Annotated in this window: 13 protein-coding genes; 7 read left to right on the top strand and 6 right to left on the bottom strand. The window is 66.2% G+C overall.

What is annotated here, in order from left to right; translation table 11 throughout:
* Window positions 1-152 precede the first annotated feature (152 nt).
* Window positions 153-1,334 carry a polysaccharide biosynthesis protein gene (locus tag KVY23_RS08670; RefSeq protein WP_230556090.1) on the bottom strand — a complete coding sequence of 394 codons (1,182 nt, stop codon included), beginning with the start codon at window positions 1,332-1,334 and terminating at the stop codon, window positions 153-155.
* 26 nt (window positions 1,335-1,360) lie between these two features.
* Here KVY23_RS08670 and KVY23_RS08675 point away from each other — a divergent pair, with 26 nt between their 5' ends.
* On the top strand, window positions 1,361-3,079 hold the full coding sequence (locus tag KVY23_RS08675) for a hypothetical protein (RefSeq protein ID WP_230556091.1): 1,719 nt from the start codon (window positions 1,361-1,363) through the stop codon (window positions 3,077-3,079).
* Here KVY23_RS08675 and KVY23_RS08680 read toward each other — a convergent pair.
* Window positions 3,014-4,237: a glycosyltransferase family 4 protein gene (locus tag KVY23_RS08680; protein WP_230556092.1), complete on the bottom strand. Its 1,224-nt coding sequence runs from the start codon at window positions 4,235-4,237 to the stop codon at window positions 3,014-3,016. The genes KVY23_RS08675 and KVY23_RS08680 overlap by 66 nt on opposite strands.
* A gap of 77 nt (window positions 4,238-4,314) precedes the next feature.
* Here KVY23_RS08680 and KVY23_RS08685 point away from each other — a divergent pair, with 77 nt between their 5' ends.
* From KVY23_RS08685 to KVY23_RS08695, 3 genes are read left to right on the top strand one after another with little or no spacing between them, the layout of a single operon-like run.
* Window positions 4,315-5,127, top strand: coding sequence for a class I SAM-dependent methyltransferase (locus KVY23_RS08685; RefSeq protein ID WP_374108704.1), 813 nt, complete (start codon window positions 4,315-4,317; stop codon window positions 5,125-5,127).
* A gap of 21 nt (window positions 5,128-5,148) precedes the next feature.
* Window positions 5,149-6,033 carry an ROK family protein gene (locus KVY23_RS08690; RefSeq protein WP_230556094.1) on the top strand — a complete coding sequence of 295 codons (885 nt, stop codon included), beginning with the start codon at window positions 5,149-5,151 and terminating at the stop codon, window positions 6,031-6,033.
* Window positions 6,034-6,072: 39 nt separating this feature from the next.
* A complete protein-coding gene (locus tag KVY23_RS08695) occupies window positions 6,073-7,518 on the top strand; it encodes an aldehyde dehydrogenase (protein WP_230556095.1) in 1,446 nt (481 codons plus the stop codon).
* Window positions 7,519-7,587: 69 nt separating this feature from the next.
* Here KVY23_RS08695 and KVY23_RS08700 read toward each other — a convergent pair whose 3' ends face one another.
* The 4 genes from KVY23_RS08700 to KVY23_RS08715 form a co-directional block, all read right to left on the bottom strand.
* A complete protein-coding gene (locus KVY23_RS08700; protein WP_230556096.1) occupies window positions 7,588-9,417 on the bottom strand; it encodes a phosphoenolpyruvate carboxykinase (GTP) in 1,830 nt (609 codons plus the stop codon).
* Between the two features lie 317 nt (window positions 9,418-9,734).
* Window positions 9,735-10,076, bottom strand: a complete 342-nt coding sequence (locus KVY23_RS08705) for a DUF6802 family protein (RefSeq protein WP_230556097.1) — start codon at window positions 10,074-10,076, stop codon at window positions 9,735-9,737.
* Window positions 10,077-10,107: 31 nt separating this feature from the next.
* Window positions 10,108-11,619, bottom strand: coding sequence for a hypothetical protein (locus KVY23_RS08710; protein WP_230556098.1), 1,512 nt, complete (start codon window positions 11,617-11,619; stop codon window positions 10,108-10,110).
* Window positions 11,616-12,632, bottom strand: a complete 1,017-nt coding sequence (locus tag KVY23_RS08715) for a hypothetical protein (protein ID WP_230556099.1) — start codon at window positions 12,630-12,632, stop codon at window positions 11,616-11,618. Before KVY23_RS08715 ends, KVY23_RS08710 begins: the two co-directional genes overlap by 4 nt.
* A gap of 193 nt (window positions 12,633-12,825) precedes the next feature.
* Here KVY23_RS08715 and trmB point away from each other — a divergent pair, with 193 nt between their 5' ends.
* Genes trmB through KVY23_RS08730 form a run of 3 tightly spaced genes read left to right on the top strand, consistent with a single transcriptional unit; the run spans window position 12,826 to window position 17,519 of the window.
* Complete coding sequence (gene trmB, locus KVY23_RS08720; RefSeq protein ID WP_371829804.1) at window positions 12,826-13,623, top strand: tRNA (guanosine(46)-N7)-methyltransferase TrmB; 798 nt, start codon at window positions 12,826-12,828, stop codon at window positions 13,621-13,623.
* Window positions 13,620-14,324 carry an NYN domain-containing protein gene (locus KVY23_RS08725; protein ID WP_230556263.1) on the top strand — a complete coding sequence of 235 codons (705 nt, stop codon included), beginning with the start codon at window positions 13,620-13,622 and terminating at the stop codon, window positions 14,322-14,324. Before trmB ends, KVY23_RS08725 begins: the two co-directional genes overlap by 4 nt.
* The gene (locus KVY23_RS08730) at window positions 14,325-17,519 is read left to right on the top strand and encodes an MMPL family transporter (protein WP_230556101.1); all 3,195 of its coding nucleotides are present in this window, start codon (window positions 14,325-14,327) and stop codon (window positions 17,517-17,519) included.
* Window positions 17,520-17,550 lie beyond the last annotated feature (31 nt).

Here is a 17,550-nt window from a genome sequence, read left to right on the forward strand (position 1 = left end):
GTCGCGTGTGAACGTTGTCCGTCGAAGCGAGAGCCGACACATCACATGAAGGACAGCCAACGGCGTCAGAGCGAAAACGAGCCAAACTCCCGCCTCAACGAACAACTCCAGTATCACTGAGTGGAAATACGTGTCCCACTATGTATTTCCACTCACATGCGCGAAGCGCCTACGAGGGCAACCGCGCCGACGACGAACGCGCACACTGCCGCAACGGAGGCCGCGATCACGACGAACTGCACCAGTGTCGACGCGACGGTGAGCAGCAACACCACCTCCACAGCCAGACCGGCCCACGCGACCAACGCCAGCGACATCCGGTTTCCCGCGATAGCCCACAGCAGCCCGCTCTGCAGCAGCGCGAGGCACGCACCCTGCAGCGCAAAGATCCACAGATACTCCTGCACGGGCGCGTAGTCCTCGCCGGCGATCAGAGGCACCAACGGCGCAGCTACCGCCGCACCCAGCACGAGCACCGCTCCCAAGCCGGCGACGACCGCCAGCGCGGACCGCAGTGCGGCCGCCGACTCCGTGGGGTTGGCCATCCGCGGATACAGCACCACGCCGACGGCCTGCGGTAGCCAGAACGCAGCTTTCGTCGCGATCGCACCGAGTGCGTACAGGCCAGCCTGTTCCAAATCGAGCAGCGCTTTGGCCAAGAAGAGATCCACTGCCGACATCGCGATGAGCGCCAGCTGCACCTGCGAGGCCCGCAGCACCACAACGACACCCGTCGACCCGCTTCGGCTACCTTCGGTCGCACTCGTCGCCAGCCGGGCACCGAGGGCCACCACTGCGGTGCCGAGGGCGCTGGCCGCCAGCACGAGCCCGGGCCCGCCGCCGAGGACGAGCACGCCCACCGCCGGCGCCACTTTCCCCAGGCCAGCGGCAGCCAGGACGAGGCTGAGCCGACCGAATCTGCCAGAGCCTTGCAGCAGGCCCTGCTCCGTCGCGAGCAACACCAGCACGGGCGCGACGACGAGGGCCGAGGCAGTAGCGAGGACACCCGTGTCCAGGGCCCATGCGACGGCGGGCGCAAGGAGAACCGCGATCACCGCCACCAACGCAGCCGAGCGATAGCCGAGCGTGCGCAGTTCGGTGCTGCCGCGACCGTGCACCACTTCCCGGGCGACGACGGACTGCAATGCCAGCGCCGGCACTGCGAGCACGAGCTGCGCCGCGAGGAGGCTCGCGAACTCCGCATATCCGCCGACACCGAGAAGTCGGCTGGCCGGCAGGTGCAGCAGATACGAGGCCGCATTGGCGGCCATCGACCCCATCGTCACGTACGTCATTCCGGCGACCGCCGACGTGCTCACGGCGCGGGAGGACATGCGGACACGGTATAGGGTGCTGGGTCATGCGTTGGTACGGGTCGAGGTTCGGATCGAGGTTCGGCTGGGTGCCCGCGCTGTACAGCCTGGTGCTGTCAGTTCTGATCCTCGGTCCGATGCTCGGCCCGGGCTACCTCCTGCTGCGCGACGCCGTCAGCACCCCGCGGTCCTACCTCACCGATTCGGCGCTGGGAACGACCGACGCCGCTGCGCGGGCGGTTCCCCAGGATGCCCTGGTCGCGTCACTGTCCACCGTCGCCGACGGCGGTATCGTCGTCAAAGCGATTGTCCTGCTTGCGCTGTGGCTGGCCGGCTGGGGTGCCGCACAGATGGTGCGCACCCTGCTCCCGACCGTAGGCACCCCCGCGCTGCTGGTTTCGTCGACCGTCGCCATCTGGAATCCATACGTCGCCGAGCGGCTGCTGCAGGGCCATTGGAGTCTGCTGGTGGGCTACGCCGCCCTCCCGTGGACCGTTCTCGCCGCGCTCGCGTGTCGGCGGGACGGGCGATGGGCCTGGTTGGCGGTGTCACTCGCAGCGGCCGGGTTGACGCCCACCGGTGCGATCCTGGCTGCGGTCACCGCCCTCGTCGTCGTCGCCACGGGTCGTTCTGCGCGCAGGATCGGCCTGACCGCTGCCCTCGCGGGGTGTGCCTCGCTGCCGTGGCTGGCAGCGACCGCAGTGACCGGCAGTGGAACCGTCGGGACAGACCCGGCTGGCGTCGCAGCGTTCGCGGCCCGCGCCGAACCAGGTCTGGGCACGCTCGGCAGCCTCGCCGGCCTCGGCGGAATCTGGAACTCCGATGCAGTTCCGACGAGCCGAACTACCTTGTTCGCCCTGGTGGGTACTGCTCTGCTGCTGGCGATCGTTGCGCTCGGACTGAGGCCTCTCTGGCGCCGACGCGGACACCCCATCATCGTCGTCCTCGCCTTTCTCGCCGCCGTCGCGGTCCTCCTACCGGCGCTCGCCGCCACCGGACCGGGAATCGGTGTCGGCGAATGGGCGGCGACCGATTTGCCCGGGGCCGGACTGCTGCGCGACGGGCAGAAGTGGGTGGCGCTGGCAATGCCGTTCTACGTGCTGGCGGCGGCCGCGGGTACGGCCTGGGTCGGAGCCAGGCTCCGCTCTGCGTGGCTTCCGGCCGTGATTGCAGTGCTTGCCATCCTCATCGCGCTACCCGACCTGGTGTGGGGAGTAAGCGGCCGACTGATGCCCGTGCACTATCCGTCGTCGTGGTCGGCTATTGCCGCCGAGCTCGAGGGCGGCGACGGCGATGTTGCCGTTCTCCCGGCCGGGATGTTCCGGCTCTTCCCCTACAGCGGCGACGCGCCCGTTCTCGACCCCGCTCCGCGCATGCTCCCGCTCGACGTATTGCAGACCGGTGAATTGGTGGTGGCAGGCGGAACAGTGCGCGGTGAGGGAGTACGCGCGCGCGATGTCCAGGACGCCCTGATCGGCGGCGAGCCCGCCACTCGGTTGAGTGAACTGGGCGTCGGTTGGGTGCTGGTGGAGCTGACGACGCCCGGTGAGCTCGGCAACTCGGCCCGCACACTCGACCAGCTCGATCTTGCCTACCGAGACAACGAGCTCGCGCTGTACAAGGTGCCCGGCACTGTTGTAGTAGACACGGGCGACGCGGCCACCAACCTCGTCGTCGCCGCCCACCTCGCCTGGGCGGCGCTACTGGTGAGCGGGTTGCTGTGGGCGGTAACCCGCCCGATCCGGGCTCGACGCCACCAGACCTGACATGTGGGTACCGGTCATCGATGCCACGAGGACACTGCGCACGCCGTCCGCGGTCTGCTCCCACGAGAACTCGCGTGCTCGAACCCGGGCCTTCTCGCCCAGGTCCGAACGGGAGTCGGCGTCGACGAGCAGTTCACCGAGCGCATCCGTCAGCGCCTGAACATCGCGTTCGCTGCCGGCGCCACCGACCAGCACTCCCGTCACACCGTCGATGATCGAGTCGGTCAGACCCTTGGAGTTGCGGTATCCGACAGTGGGTACGCCGTGCTGAGCTGCCTCGACGACCGCCAGACCCCAGCCCTCTTTGCGCGATGGCATCACATGCACCCAGGACCGCCCGAGCAGTTCGTGTTTGCGATCCTCGTCGACATGGCCGTGGAAGGTCACCGCGCTCGCGATCCCGAGCTCGTCGACACGCTCGCGCAGATTCTCCTCCCACCAGCCGCCGCCGATGATGTCGAGCTGCAGACCCGGTATCCGGAACCGCAGCGCCGCAACAGCTGCGAGGGCATCCTCGATCTGTTTGTGCGGCACCAATCGGGACAGCACGGACAGCGACGGATACGGCGTCCGAGTGTGGTCACCGCCCACCGGGGCGCGATCAGGCACCGAATCGGCACCGTTGCGGACGACGGCAACGCGCTCACGGGCAACCCCGAGCGCCACCAACTCGTCCGCCGACGGCAACGACACCGTCAAATACTGGTTCCGACGGTGGACGAGCGGCGAGACCCTACTTTCGAGCCACCATCCGATCTTGGCCATCACAGGGCCGGCCACCGGCCACTGCTCCCGATGACAGTGATGGACGAGCAACGTCACCGGCGCGCCGGTGACCATTCGCGAAAAGAAAGGAATGCCGTTCTGCGTGTCGATGACAGCGTCCGGCCGAATCCCCCGCAACGGGCCGAAGCCGAGACGCCCGGCAACGATCGCTCCGAGCGCACGCGGATACACCGACAACCGGCCACCCGCGCGACTGATGCGAATACCGTCGACCACCTCGTCGGCGGGAGCACCCGGATACGACGCCGTCCGCAGCGTCACTCGCACTCCCTGGGCAGCCAAACCGGCGCCCACCTGCTCGAGATATCGCTCGCTCCCACCGCCCTGGGGATGACCGGTATCGCGCCAGCAGAGCAACAGCACCTCGCGCACGCTTGTCGTCTCCCATCGCGGCTGAACATGAACTTCACGACACACTAACGGTTCGACCGGCCCTACGACCGACCGACATGACACCTCGCCTAGTCTTCTTGCTCGTGCGCACAGGTATCCGGGGCCGATCGGCGGTCACGCAGCTGTTCGCACAGCGAGCCACCCTGCAGCGATCGGTCGGGCTGCTGCGCGACTTCGGCCACGAACAAACTGCACCCGACGTCTTCTACGGGGCGCTGGCCAGGGACTCCGTCGAACTGGTCGGTGATCTCTACCGAGGTCTGACCGGCGAGACGCTGCACGAGCGTGTCGTCCTCGACGTCGGCGGCGGACCCGGATACTTCGCCGAGGTCTTCCACGCCCACGGAGCCCAGTACTTCCCGGTCGAACACGACGCCTCCGAAATGCACGCCGCCGGCCTCACCGTGCACGGCAGCGTCCGCGGATCTGGAATGGCGCTGCCCTTCCGAACCAGCAGCGTCGACATCTGCTTCTCCTCCAACGTCGCCGAACACGTCCGCGACCCGTGGCTCATGGCCGAGGAGATGCTGCGCGTCACCAAACCCGGCGGGATGACAGTGCTGTCCTACACCCTGTGGTTGAGCCCGTTCGGAGGCCACGAAACCAGGCCGTGGCACTACCTCGGCGGGGAGTACGCCGCCCGCCGCTACGCCCGTACCCACGGGCAAGAACCGAAGAACCGATTCGGCGAATCCCTGTTCGACATCGGCGCCGCCGACGGACTTCGATGGGCGCGAGCAACCCCGAACGGAACCCTCGTCGCCGCATTCCCGCGCTACCACCCGCGCTGGGCTTGGTGGCTCATCCGCATACCCGGACTGCGCGAGCTACTCGCCAGCAACCTCGTGCTCGTCTTCCGGGCGCACTGATGCTGTGAGTACGTTGGAAAGATGACTGCGCTGGCATTGGATATCGGAGGAACCAAGATGACCGCGGCCATCGTCGGAGACGACGGCAGGCCAGGCGAGGCGTTGACGGTTCCGACGCCGAAGGCCGAGGTGTGGAAGGCGTGCACGGACCTACTCGACGCAGTTGCTGTCGGCGCCGATATCGGCAGAATCGGAATTGCGTGCGCCGGACCGGTCGATACGACCGAAGGTATCGTCGCGCCGATCAACATCGAGGAGTGGAAGGACGGCTTCGCGATCGCGAATGCCGTGCAGGAGCAGTTCCCACAGGCCTCGACTTCGCTGGCCACGGACGGAGGTTGCGCAGCGCTCGGTGAACACAAGTTCGGCGCAGCCCAGGGCGTCGACGACGTTCTCAGCATCGTGGTCTCCACCGGCATCGGCGGCGGGCTCGTGCTGGGGGGCTCCATCGTGGCGGGACGCAGCGGCAACGCCGGCCACGTGGGCCACATCGTGGTGCCGGGATCGACGACACCGTGCGCGTGCGGCGGTTTGGGTTGCGTCGAGACAGTGTCGAGTGGGCCGTCGGCCGTGCGCTGGGCCCAGGAACAAGGGTGGACCGGCACCACCGGGGCCGAGCTGGCGGGGGCCGCAGCCGATGGCGAGGTCGTGCCCATCACGGCCCTCCAGCGGGCCGGAGTTGCCCTCGGGCAAGCCATCGCCTCGGCCGTCGCGCTCGTCGACGTGAATCTCGTCGTCATCGGCGGCGGTTTCGCGCAGGCAGGTCCGCCGCTGTGGGATCCGATCCAGGAGTCGGCGGCGCTCCATGCGCGTCTGAAGTTTCTCGGAGGACTCGAGATCGTACCCGCCAAGCTCGGGGCGCTGGGGACGTTGACAGGCGCGGCAGTCCTCGCGGCTTCGGCATAGCTCCTTCCCAATTTCTATAACGTGTTCTAGTGTCGGTGCATGACCGACTTCGACACACTGTTCATCGGCGGACACTGGACCACGCCGTCGACCGAGGAGACACTCGAGGTCTTCTCCCCCGCTACGGAAGCCCGCGTCGGAAGCACTCCCGTCGCAGCTCCCGCCGACATCGACGCCGCCGTCGCCGCAGCGCGGACGGCGTTCGAATCCGGGCCCTGGGCCCGCTCAGCCCCCACCGAACGAGCACAGGTTCTCTCCAGGGTCGCCGCACTCATCGAGGAGCGCTCCGCGGAACTCACCGAGGTGATCTCGGACGAGATGGGTGCACCGCACGCGATGGTCGGCATGCTTCAGCAGACGCCGGCGTTGGCGGTGCTCGCCTACTGCAGCCAGTTGGCCGAGACCTTCCCCTGGCAGGAGACCCGGCACGGCGCCTTCGGACAGACCCGCGTCACACGCGAACCAGTCGGCGTCGTCGCGGCCGTCATCGCATGGAACGTGCCCCTGTTCCTCGCCGTCAACAAACTCGCGCCCGCTCTGCTCGCAGGCTGCTCGGTACTGCTCAAACCTGCACCCGAGACCCCACTCGGCGCGAACCTGCTGGCCGACATCATCACCGAGGCCGGCGTTCCGGAAGGAGTCCTGTCGGTGCTCCCCGGCGGAGCGGAAACCGGCGAATATCTGGTATCGCATCCCGACGTCGACAAGGTGACGTTCACCGGCAGCACAGCCGTCGGGCGATCCATCGGGACCATCGCCGCCCAGCAACTGAAGCGGTGTTCACTCGAACTCGGCGGCAAGTCCGCAGCAATCCTGCTCGACGACATGGACATTGCGTCGACGATGCCGATGCTGCTGATGTCGGGTCTGATGAACAGTGGGCAAGCATGCGTGGCGCAGACCCGCATCCTCGCGCCGCGCTCACGGTACGACGAAATTCTCGACGCCATGGTCGCCGGACTCGGATGGATGACCGTCGGCGATCCCAAAGACCCTGCGACACAGATGGGTCCACTGATCTCGAAGAAGCAGCGCGATCGCGTCGAGGGATACATCGCGAAAGGAAAAGAGGAGGGCGCTCGGATCGTGTGCGGCGGCGGACGCCCCGAGGGCCTCAGCACCGGCTGGTACGTCGAGCCCACGATTTTCGCCGACGTCGACAACTCGATGACCATCGCACGGGAGGAAATCTTCGGCCCGGTGCTCGCTGTCATCCCCTACGACTCGGTGGACGAGGCGATCAAGATCGCGAACGATTCCGACTACGGCCTCGCAGGCTCGGTGTGGACGACCGATATCGACCGAGGCCTGGAAGTTGCTGCCCAGATTCGGACCGGCACATACGCAATCAACTGGTACGCCTTCGACCCCGGATCACCTTTCGGCGGGTACAAGAACTCCGGTATCGGACGCGAAAGCGGGCCCGAGGGTCTCGACGCCTACTGCGAACTCAAGTCGGTCCTCATGCCGCCGGGATACATGTGAAGCACCGATACATGTGAAAACACCTCCGCCGCCCGTATGTACGGGCGGCGGAGGTGTTTACATGCTGCTCTAGCCCAAACGCTGCTTGAGGGCGTCGAACTCGTCCTGGATGCCGGTGGGCAGCTTCTCGCCGACGAAGTCGAACCACTCCTGGATCAGGGGGATCTCCGCCTTCCACTCGTCGACGTTCACTGCGAGCGCCTCTGCTACGTCGGCCGTGGACACGTCCAGGCCGTCGATGTCGAGAGCGTCGGCGGTGGGAACCACACCGATCGGCGTCTCCACACCCGCAGCCTTGTGCTCGATCCGCTCGACGATCCACTTGAGGACGCGGGAGTTCTCACCGAATCCTGGCCAGAGGAAGCGCTTGTCGTCTCCGCGGCGGAACCAGTTGACGTAGAACACCTTCGGCAGTTTGGAGTCGTCAGCGTTCTTGCCGAGGTCGATCCAGTGCTGGAAGTAGTCACCGACGTTGTATCCGAGGAACGGCAGCATCGCCATCGGATCGCGTCGAATGGTACCGACGGTGCCCTCGGCGGCAGCGGTCTGCTCGGAGCCGACGGTGGCGCCCATGAATACGCCGTGCTGCCAGTCGCGGGCCTCGGTGACCAGGGGGACGGTCGTCTTGCGTCGTCCACCGAACAGGATTGCCGAGATCGGCACACCCTGCGGGTCGTCCCATTCCGCTGCCATCGACGGGCACTGGGCCATGGGGACGCAGTAGCGCGAGTTGGGGTGTGCGGCGTTCTCGCCGGACTCGGGCGTCCAGTCGTTGCCCTTCCAGTCGATCAGGTGCTGCGGGGTGCCTTCGAGCCCCTCCCACCAGACGTCGCCGTCGTCGGTGAGACCGACGTTGGTGAACACGGAGTTGCCCTGGTCGATGGTCTTCATCGCGTTGGGGTTCGAATCCCAGTTGGTACCGGGTGCGACACCGAAGAAGCCGAATTCCGGGTTGACGGCGTACAGGCGCCCGTCCTCGCCGAAGCGCATCCACGCGATGTCGTCGCCGATGGTTTCGGCTCGCCAGCCCGGAATGGTCGGCTGGATCATCGCGAGGTTGGTCTTGCCACACGCCGACGGGAACGCCGCAGCAACGTAGTAGGCCTTGTCCTCGGGAGAGATCAGCTTGAGGATCAGCATGTGCTCGGCGAGCCAGCCCTCGTCGCGGGCCATCGCCGAGGCGATACGCAGCGAGTAGCACTTCTTGCCGAGCAGCGCGTTGCCGCCGTAACCGGAGCCGTAGCTCCAGATCTCGCGCGACTCCGGGAAGTGGGTGATGTACTTGGTTTCGTTGCACGGCCAGGGCACGTCGTCCTCGCCCTCGGCGAGGGGTGCGCCGAGCGAGTGCAGCGCCTTGACGAAGAATCCGTCGGTACCGAGCTTGTCCAGAACAGCGGATCCCATGCGCGTCATCACACGCATCGATACGACGACGTACTCGGAGTCGGTGATCTCGACGCCCAGCTTGGGATCATCGGCGCCGAGCGGCCCCATGCAGAAAGGAACGACGTACAACGTGCGTCCGCGCATGCAGCCGCGGTACAGGTCCGTCATGAGGCCGCGCATCTCGGCCGGATCCATCCAGTTGTTGGTGGGCCCGGCGTCGATCTCGCGCTCGGAACAGATGTAGGTGCGCGACTCGACACGGGCGACGTCGGACGGATCGGAATTGCCCAGGAACGAGTTGGGCTTCTTCTCGTCGTTGAGACGAGTGAACGTGCCGGCCTCGACCAACGCTGTGGTGAGCCGTTCCCACTCCTCGTCGGAGCCGTCAGCGAAGACCACACGATCCGGCTCGGTGAGTTCTGCCACCTGCTGTACCCAAGCGAGAAGCTCGCGGTGCTGGGTGGGCGGGGCGGCGTCAGTGCCGCTCAAACCGGGAATGGTCGCTGAGGTCATCTAACTCTCCTGGGGTGAGCCGGAACCAGATTCAACACTCGTTCGCTGGCGGGCATTACAGCGAGGCGTTTGCAGATCTGACCTTCCCCTCTCGGTGGGGAGCTGCCCGATCACTCGATCCGCGTATACCGCATAGTACCGGCAACGTCAATCGAGGACACGGGCGCCGGGTGTCCTGAACCTAGGTTAACGGTGGATGTCACTCTTCCGGCACCAGGGTGTTGTCCGATTGGTCACAGAAACGATTCAGCTCGCGTGCAAGCGGGGCCGAACAGTCCCCGAACTGGCGCAGAGCCATGTCAATACATATGCCTGCCCTAGTCGAAGACCTCTCCTTCGCTTGTCTGCTCCCAGCGCGCGGACCCGTCGGCGGCTCGCAGGATCTCCCAGGATTGGTAATGCCCGCCACGTCCGATGGTGGTGAACGTATCGATCACACCGTCGAGGTCACGGTCCCGTGCGACCGTCATTCCCGCATCCGTGTAGCTCACTCGGCTCTCGAAATACGAGTCCCCGTCCACGTCGAAAAGCTCGACACCGTTCGCTCCGAAACTCGACACCCCACCGACACCGGCAACCGCAGCCGAGCTCGCGTCCGGTTCGGCACCGACTGGGTCGGTCAGGTCGGCTCCCAGAAGCAACGCCTCATCGATGTCCATGCTCGAACTCCAATCGTGACGACGTTCTCTTCTAACTGCTCAGACGCGCACGGGGCCCCGTCGGTTCCGTCCGCGCGGGAAGATCGAACTTCTCCAGGCCACGTTCGAGAGCCATCAGGTCACGGTCGCATGCGGCGAGGACAGCGGCGCGCTGCTCAGCGGCGGCCCGGAGTTCGGCTTCGACTCGTTCCAGCTCCGACTCTGCGGCGGCTGCGCTCGCCCGAGCGGATTGGTGCGAGGCCGCGAAAAACACCGACTCGGCCGCGAGGATGCGACCGAGCGCGCTCTGTTCGACCGCCGACTTGGTCGACACCGCAGCCTCGGCCACCCAGGCTCGCAGATGCGCTCGATCGGCCACCAACCTTCGCGATCTCACCAACCACCACGCACACAGTGCGCCGAGCACGAGTGAGACAGGTACGACGGCGATATCGAGGGCCGGCACCATCTCGATCGGCGACATCGCGATCCGCCCCAGGCCAACACCGGCCGAGGCGCCGAGAAGAATCATCATCTTGTCTTCGACGCCTCGTCGCCGAGGACTGGGTCCGGGCTGTTCGCTGGCTGCTTCCGGCGGGGCTGGTAGCTCGGCGGCCAGCTCGAGGTCGGCGTCGATGGCACGAAGCCGGTCGCCGAGACGGTCCTCGACCTTGGACGCGGCTTGCTGCAGTTGTTCGCCCAGGTGTTGCTGAAGATGCGTCAGCTCCGCCCTGTTCGCCGCATCGATCGACTCCCGCGCTGCGGTGGAGAACTGCCGAATGGACTGCCCCAGGTCGTGCACCAACTCCGACCGAGTCAACTGCAGCCTGCTGCGCAGTGCCGTTGCCCTATCCGTCCGAGCGCGATCGCGCATATCCGCCAGCCGCGCGCGTTCACTGCGCAGTGCCACCGTCGTCGCCCCGCTCGTCACTGCACGCGCCTTGTCGACGATCTCGTGGCGTGCTCCTGCGGCGGCGGCATGAACGGCGGCGTTGTACTTGCGGTCGCGAAGCAACGATTGCGACTGCGACAGCGCCCGGACGAGGTGCGCGAGAACATCCTCGAACCCGGACTCCTCGAGCAGCGCCGAACGCATCCTCGGGTCGATCGCGATGCGCGCTCTCTCCGCAAGCTTGGCCGAGATGGGCCAGAGCGTCACGTCGACAGCCCTGGGGACGTGTTCGGCGACAGACTGCGCAATCACCTCATGCACTGCACGCCAGTCCCGGTGGACGTCCGTCTTGTTGACGGCAATCGCGACCGTGGTGGAGTGCAGTGCCGGAGCGAGATCGGTGAGCGCGCGGCGACCGAGCGGCGCCGACGCGTCGACCACGAAGAGCACGGCGGCGGCCGAGTCCACCTCGCGTGCGCGTTCGAGGGGCGCCCCGAGGTTCGTCTCGGCCATTGCATCGAGCTCGGTCGCCACGGTGGTGACACCGGAACCGGGCATTCCCGTGACGAAGACCCCTGCGGGTTCGGCTCGTCTTGCGGCGGCCACCAGATCGACACCTGCCGGATACCACCGCTTGACGACGCTGTCCATATCGGAGGGGATGTCGATCATCGCGTTGCCAACCGCATGTAGCCGCGCGCAACGGCGAGGGCGGCCCGTGCCTGCGCGGGCGAGCCCGCGGACCGGAAGCGTTCATGCCACAGCTGCACCGTCTCGTACGTGGGCAGATTCGTTTCCGGCTCGCCCAGTGCGTGCAGAGCGGCTCGCATGACTGCAACAACCGCTTCGTCCGAGGCCAGGTACTGCTCGATCTCGGGGCAGCTCGCGGGGTTCTGCACCGCCAGTTCGGTCAACCGGTGCAGCAACCGGCCGTCGCGCTGCACCTGGACGCCGTCGACGGCTTCCTTCACGGCCTGGGCCACATCGTCGATGCCGCTCCTCCGTGCGAGCAACACGCGCAGAATCGCGTCCTCGGTGGCCGAGTTCTCCAGCAGGGCCGCAGTCACCACCCCGATACCGAATGTCTCGAGGTGCCCCAGAAGTTCGAGTCTTTCGTGCCGCGACACCGGAAGGTCGGCCGCGACGAAGCGGTCCGGCGTCAGCAACATCTCTGCAGTCACGGCCCGGGCGATGGCACGAAGCGCGTCGAAGCTCTCCGGTTTACCTTGCGCGAGGCTGACGGCGATGGTGCTCATCAGCGGAAACACCGTCACGCCCATCGCCGCAGACATCTGCTCGACGAGAAGTTCGGGATCGTCGACGGTGTCCGCCTTGGCGAGCACGACCACCAACTCAGCCGCCGCACGTTCGATCGCTTGGGCCACTGCGTCGACATCGGCTCGGTGTACGCCGCCGGCAAGTACATGGACGATCACATCCCCGTCGAGTTCGGGGTCAGGCGCGCGGGGAACGTCGATCGACGCTGCCTCCACCACTACCTCGCCCAGCCCGACATCGTGACGGGTGTGGAGCGCGGCACGCACCGATGACTTCCCCACTCCGGTTCGCCCGGATACCAGTACTCGTATCGGCGCGAAACACGCGTCGGCAGCGATCCGGATTTCCTGTTGGATCCGTGGATCACCCACCACCTGCGCGAGTGCTCGAACACGATCCGATGACACGCCGTTCACGTTTCCCCCCGGTTCAGCTCACAGTGAACGACCGGTCCCCACCCGTCGCGGTCGCCAATTCTCGCACAGGACACCGACACGCCGCTGCCAATGCAAGGGCTCTGGCCTGCATCGACACCATAAGTCTCAACCACAACTCGAGACCCACCTGTCACACGCGCGCTCGATGCGCGACAATGGACGCGTGAACGACGCACGGAGTACCGCCCACGACCTCGGATCAGGGTCCGACAACACGTCAAGCGTGCGGTCTTCCGACGCCGAGCCGGCCGCGCAGCCTGCGGAGGCGCAGAGTCTCGACCGCGGCAATCGCCTGTACCCGCGCGTGACCAGCTTCCGTTCGCGGCGAGGCGCGCTGACCGACGCGCAACAGCAGACGTGGGATGCCTTGTGGCCGCGAATCGGACGTGATGTCGCGAACGAGCACATTGACGTCGACGCCTGGTTCGGACGTCATGCGCCGACGATCCTCGAGATCGGCTCGGGCACCGGAACCGCGACGACGGCCATGGCCACCGCCGAACCACACATCAATCTCATGGCGGTCGAGGTCTACCGCCCCGGCTTGGCACAGACCCTGCAGCAGATCGAACGGGACGGTATCGACAACGTTCGCCTGCTGCGCGGTGACGCCATGGATGTCCTCGAGAACATGCTGACGTCGGAGTCACTCACCGGTGTGCGCGTCTTCTTTCCCGACCCGTGGCCGAAAGCGCGCCACCACAAACGCAGACTGCTGCAGGGGCCGACGTTCGCGATGATCGCGGACCGCCTCGAACCCGGTGGCGTTCTGCACGTAGCCACCGACCATGCCGAGTATGCAGAATGGATTGCCGAGGCGGGGAACGCTGAGCCCGGCTTGACCGTTCTCGACTGGGAGTCTCCGATGACACACGAGCGGCCGATCACCAAGTTCGAGGGCAAAGCCCAACTTGTAGGCAGCTCGGTGACGGAGTTGATATGGGGGAAGAGCCCACGATGAGCTACAACGGTGATGTTCCGGACCCCACACCTCCCCTCGCGCCCGCGCTCGACACGGGTGATTCTCGCCACACCAAGCGGGTTCTGTTGGTGTGGGACGCACCGAACCTCGACATGGGTCTCGGCGCCATCCTCGGTGGCCGCCCGACGGCCGCCTACCGCCCACGATTCGATGCGCTGGGCCGATGGCTCCTTCAGCGCACCGCAGAACTGTCCGTGGACGGGCAATCCACACTCGAACCCGAAGCCACAGTGTTCACGAACATCGCTCCGGGCAGCGCTGATGTAGTTCGCCCATGGGTCGAGGCGTTGCGTAACGTGGGCTTCGCGGTGTTCGCCAAGCCGAAGATCGACGAGGACAGCGACGTCGACGCCGACATGCTCGACCACATCGATCTGCGTAATCGTGACGGTGGGCTTGCCGGAGTCATGGTCGCGTCCGCGGACGGGCAGGCGTTTCGTGAGCCGTTGGAGAGCATCGCTGCAACGGGTGTACCCGTCCATGTGCTCGGCTTCCGTGAGCACGCAAGCTGGGCGGTCACGTCCGAGACCCTGGAGTTTCTCGACCTCGAGGACATTCCTGGTGTCTTCCGGGAGCCATTGCCACGGGTGAGCCTGGACTCGCTGCCGGACGAGGGTGCCTGGTTGCAGCCGTTCCGCCCACTGTCCGCCCTGCTCGTCGGGCGCCAAGGAGTTTCTTAAGTGTTCGCCAGATGGGGAGACCTCGTCCACCGCTTGCGGTTCACGGTCATCGGAGTCATGGTGGCCGCGTTGCTGGGCTTCGCAGCCTACGGTCTCGATCTCAACGACCATCTGAGCCAGAGCGGCTGGGACGATCCGGGCTCGGAGTCGGTCCAGGCAGCTCGACTGGCCGATGAGACCTTCGGGCGCGACAAGCAGGCAGACGTCATCGTTCTCTACACCGCTCCAGAGGGTTCGACCGTCGACGATCCGGAGTTCAACGCCAAGGTCACCGACAGTCTCAACTCCCTCGTCGCGGACAATCCCGAGCAGATCGACCGCATCAACGGCACCTACTTCCGGGTCGACGGGGTGGCCAGTGCGCCTGCTTTGGCGACGGCCGACCGAACACACGCCATCGCCAGCATCGCGATAGTCGGCGACAACGACACCGAACTGACCAACAATTTCCAGGCTGTCAAGGATGTCTTCTACATCGACGGCGTCGACGTGCAGGTCACCGGTCTGCAGGCTGTTGCCGGCGCACTTCAGTCGACAATGGCGAACGACATCAAGCGGATGGAGCTGCTGGCCATCCCGGCCGTCGCGATACTGCTGTTCTTCATCTTCGGCGGCGTCGTCGCCGCTGCGCTTCCCCTGATCGTCGGCGGCCTGACGGTCGTCAGCGCCAACGGCATCGTCAAGCTCTTCACCAACTTCACCGAAGTCAACAGTTTCGTGGCCCCTGTTGTCTCACTGGTGGGGCTCGGTCTCGCGATCGACTACGGGCTCTTCATCGTGTCGAGATTCCGCGAGGAACTCGGCGACGGCCGCACCACGCAGCAGGCTGTTCGACGATCGGTCATGACAGCGGGCCGCACCGTCGTGTTCTCGGCGACCATGATCGTCGCCAGTCTCGGTGGTCTCCTGCTTTTCCCCCAGGGCTTCCTCAAATCGGTCGCGTACGGATCCATCGCGACCGTTGCGCTCGCCGCCCTCACCGCGATCACGATTCTTCCCGCCATGCTGGCCGTATTGGGGCCCCGGGTCGACGCCCTCGGCTTCAAGTTCATGCGCAAGACCAAGTCGTCCGAGGAAATCGAGAACGGCATGTGGGGCACGCTGACCCGCTGGGTCATGCGCAACCCGGTCAAGGTCACCGTCCCCATCGTTCTCGGCCTCGTCCTGCTCACCTTGCCCGTGGGCAACATCAAGTTCGGTGGTATCAACGAGACCTACCTCCCACCGAACAACGTCACCCGGGAAGCGCAGGCCGAGTTCGACGAGCTGTTCCCCGGCCAGCGAACCGAGCCGATCAAGCTCGTCATCGAAGATGCGCAGGGCCCGAATCTCGCGGCAATCACCGGGCAGGCCAACCAGGCACCTGGGCTGGTCGAGAAGTTCTCTCCCACCGGCGCCAGCAAGGACGGGATAATCGTCTTCAAGGCCGGGCTCGTCGACCGCAACGACGCCACGGCCACGATCGATTACCTCCGAAGTATCGACGTGCCCGAGGGTGCGACGGTGATGGTGACCGGCACGCCCGCCATCGAGCAGGACTCGATCACGGCCCTCATCGACAATCTTCCGTTGATGGCGATCCTCGTCGTTCTCGTCGTCACCCTGCTCATGTTCTTGACGTTCGGATCGTTGGTGTTGCCGATCAAGGCCGTCCTCATGACGACGCTCGGACTTGGCGCGACGATGGGTATCTTGACCTGGATCTTCGTCGAAGGCAACGGTGCGGGATTGATGAACTTCACGCCCGGTCCGATCATGGCACCAGTTCTGGTGCTGATCATTGCCATCGTGTTCGGGCTTTCGACCGACTACGAAGTGTTCCTTGTTTCACGCATGGTCGAAGCGCGCGACAAGGGCGCGAGCACCAGCGAGGCCATCCGCATCGGAACCTCGCACACCGGCCGCATCATCACTGCCGCCGCGCTCATTCTCATCGTGGTGACCGGCGCGTTCGCGTTCTCCGAGCTGGTCATGATGAAGTACATCGCGTACGGCATGATCGCCGCGCTCATCATCGACGCCACCGTCATTCGTATGTTCCTCGTGCCTGGAACGATGAAGCTGCTCGGCGACGATTGCTGGTGGGCACCGCAGTGGATGAAGCGCATTCAGCAGAAGCTGGGACTGGGCGAAACGGTCCTCGACGACGAAGTCGTGTCCGGCGATATCCCCGAACTCGTGATGGCGGGGGCAGCGCCGGCGGCTGCATCGAAAGGCGATTCGGCCGCGCCTCGCAACGAGCCGTTGACCGAGCCGATCCCCGTCGTCTCCCCGACCGGGTCCGGCCCGATCAGAGCGACTCATGCCGCCCGCGAGGACGAGCGACGATCGGTCACCGGTAGGCCCGCGCACGCCCCGGCGGTCCCCCCAGCCGACAGCCCCGCACCCTACAGCCCTGCACCCCACACCCCTGGCCCGGTGCCCGTCAGCAGCGCCGAATCGGCTACCCCGCCGCCAAACCAGGACACCTCGCCTCGCCAGCCGCAGGTACCGCGCGAGCCGGCGCGTCAGGCCAGGCCGATCGTCAACGCCGAGTCGACGCCGGATCCTCGGTCCATCGAAAGCTGGCTGGCGGATCTGAGGGCGCCGTCCAACGCCCCGCGCACCGAGCAGCAACCCCTCGACGAGGGCGACCGTGCCGGTACCGGCGAACAGAAGGATGCCAGCGAGCCGAAGCGAGGTCGGCGGCGGGCGGACTCGAGCAACGGCACCGCATGGCCATCCACCCGGTCGTCGTCGGCGAGTGAGCCGGAATCCTCGCCAGTACCCGATCGAAACGGCCACCGCGGCGAGACCAACGGCACCGAGCGCAACGGCACCGTCACGGTCGAGCCGAACGCGCTCGGTAGTGAGACCGCAGCGCCCCGTGAGGTTCGCGGTGAGCAACCCACCGGAGGGGTTCGCGGCTACTCGCAGTCCCAGGGAACGCCCAACGGATCGGCACGTTCGCCGCGTGCGGCGACCGCCCCTCGCGCCCGGTACGACATCTCCACCCGCAACGCACCTCGCCCGGAGCCGGACGATGTCGAGAACCCCGCCGGCTCTTCGGATTCGGAAAACTCCACCCGACGCGCCTCGAGACGAGCGCCCGAGGACTCGTCGACCCGGAACTCCGACGCCGACAGCGGCCGGCACCGTGGTGGAAGTCAGGCTCTGAGCGTCAGTGAACTGCTCGCGCGCGAGCGCCGGAGGTAACTCCGGCGCTCGCGAACCTGGGGAGCGGACC

This window comes from Rhodococcus sp. I2R (genome assembly GCF_020889545.1).
Classification (GTDB): Bacteria; Actinomycetota; Actinomycetes; order Mycobacteriales; family Mycobacteriaceae; genus Rhodococcoides.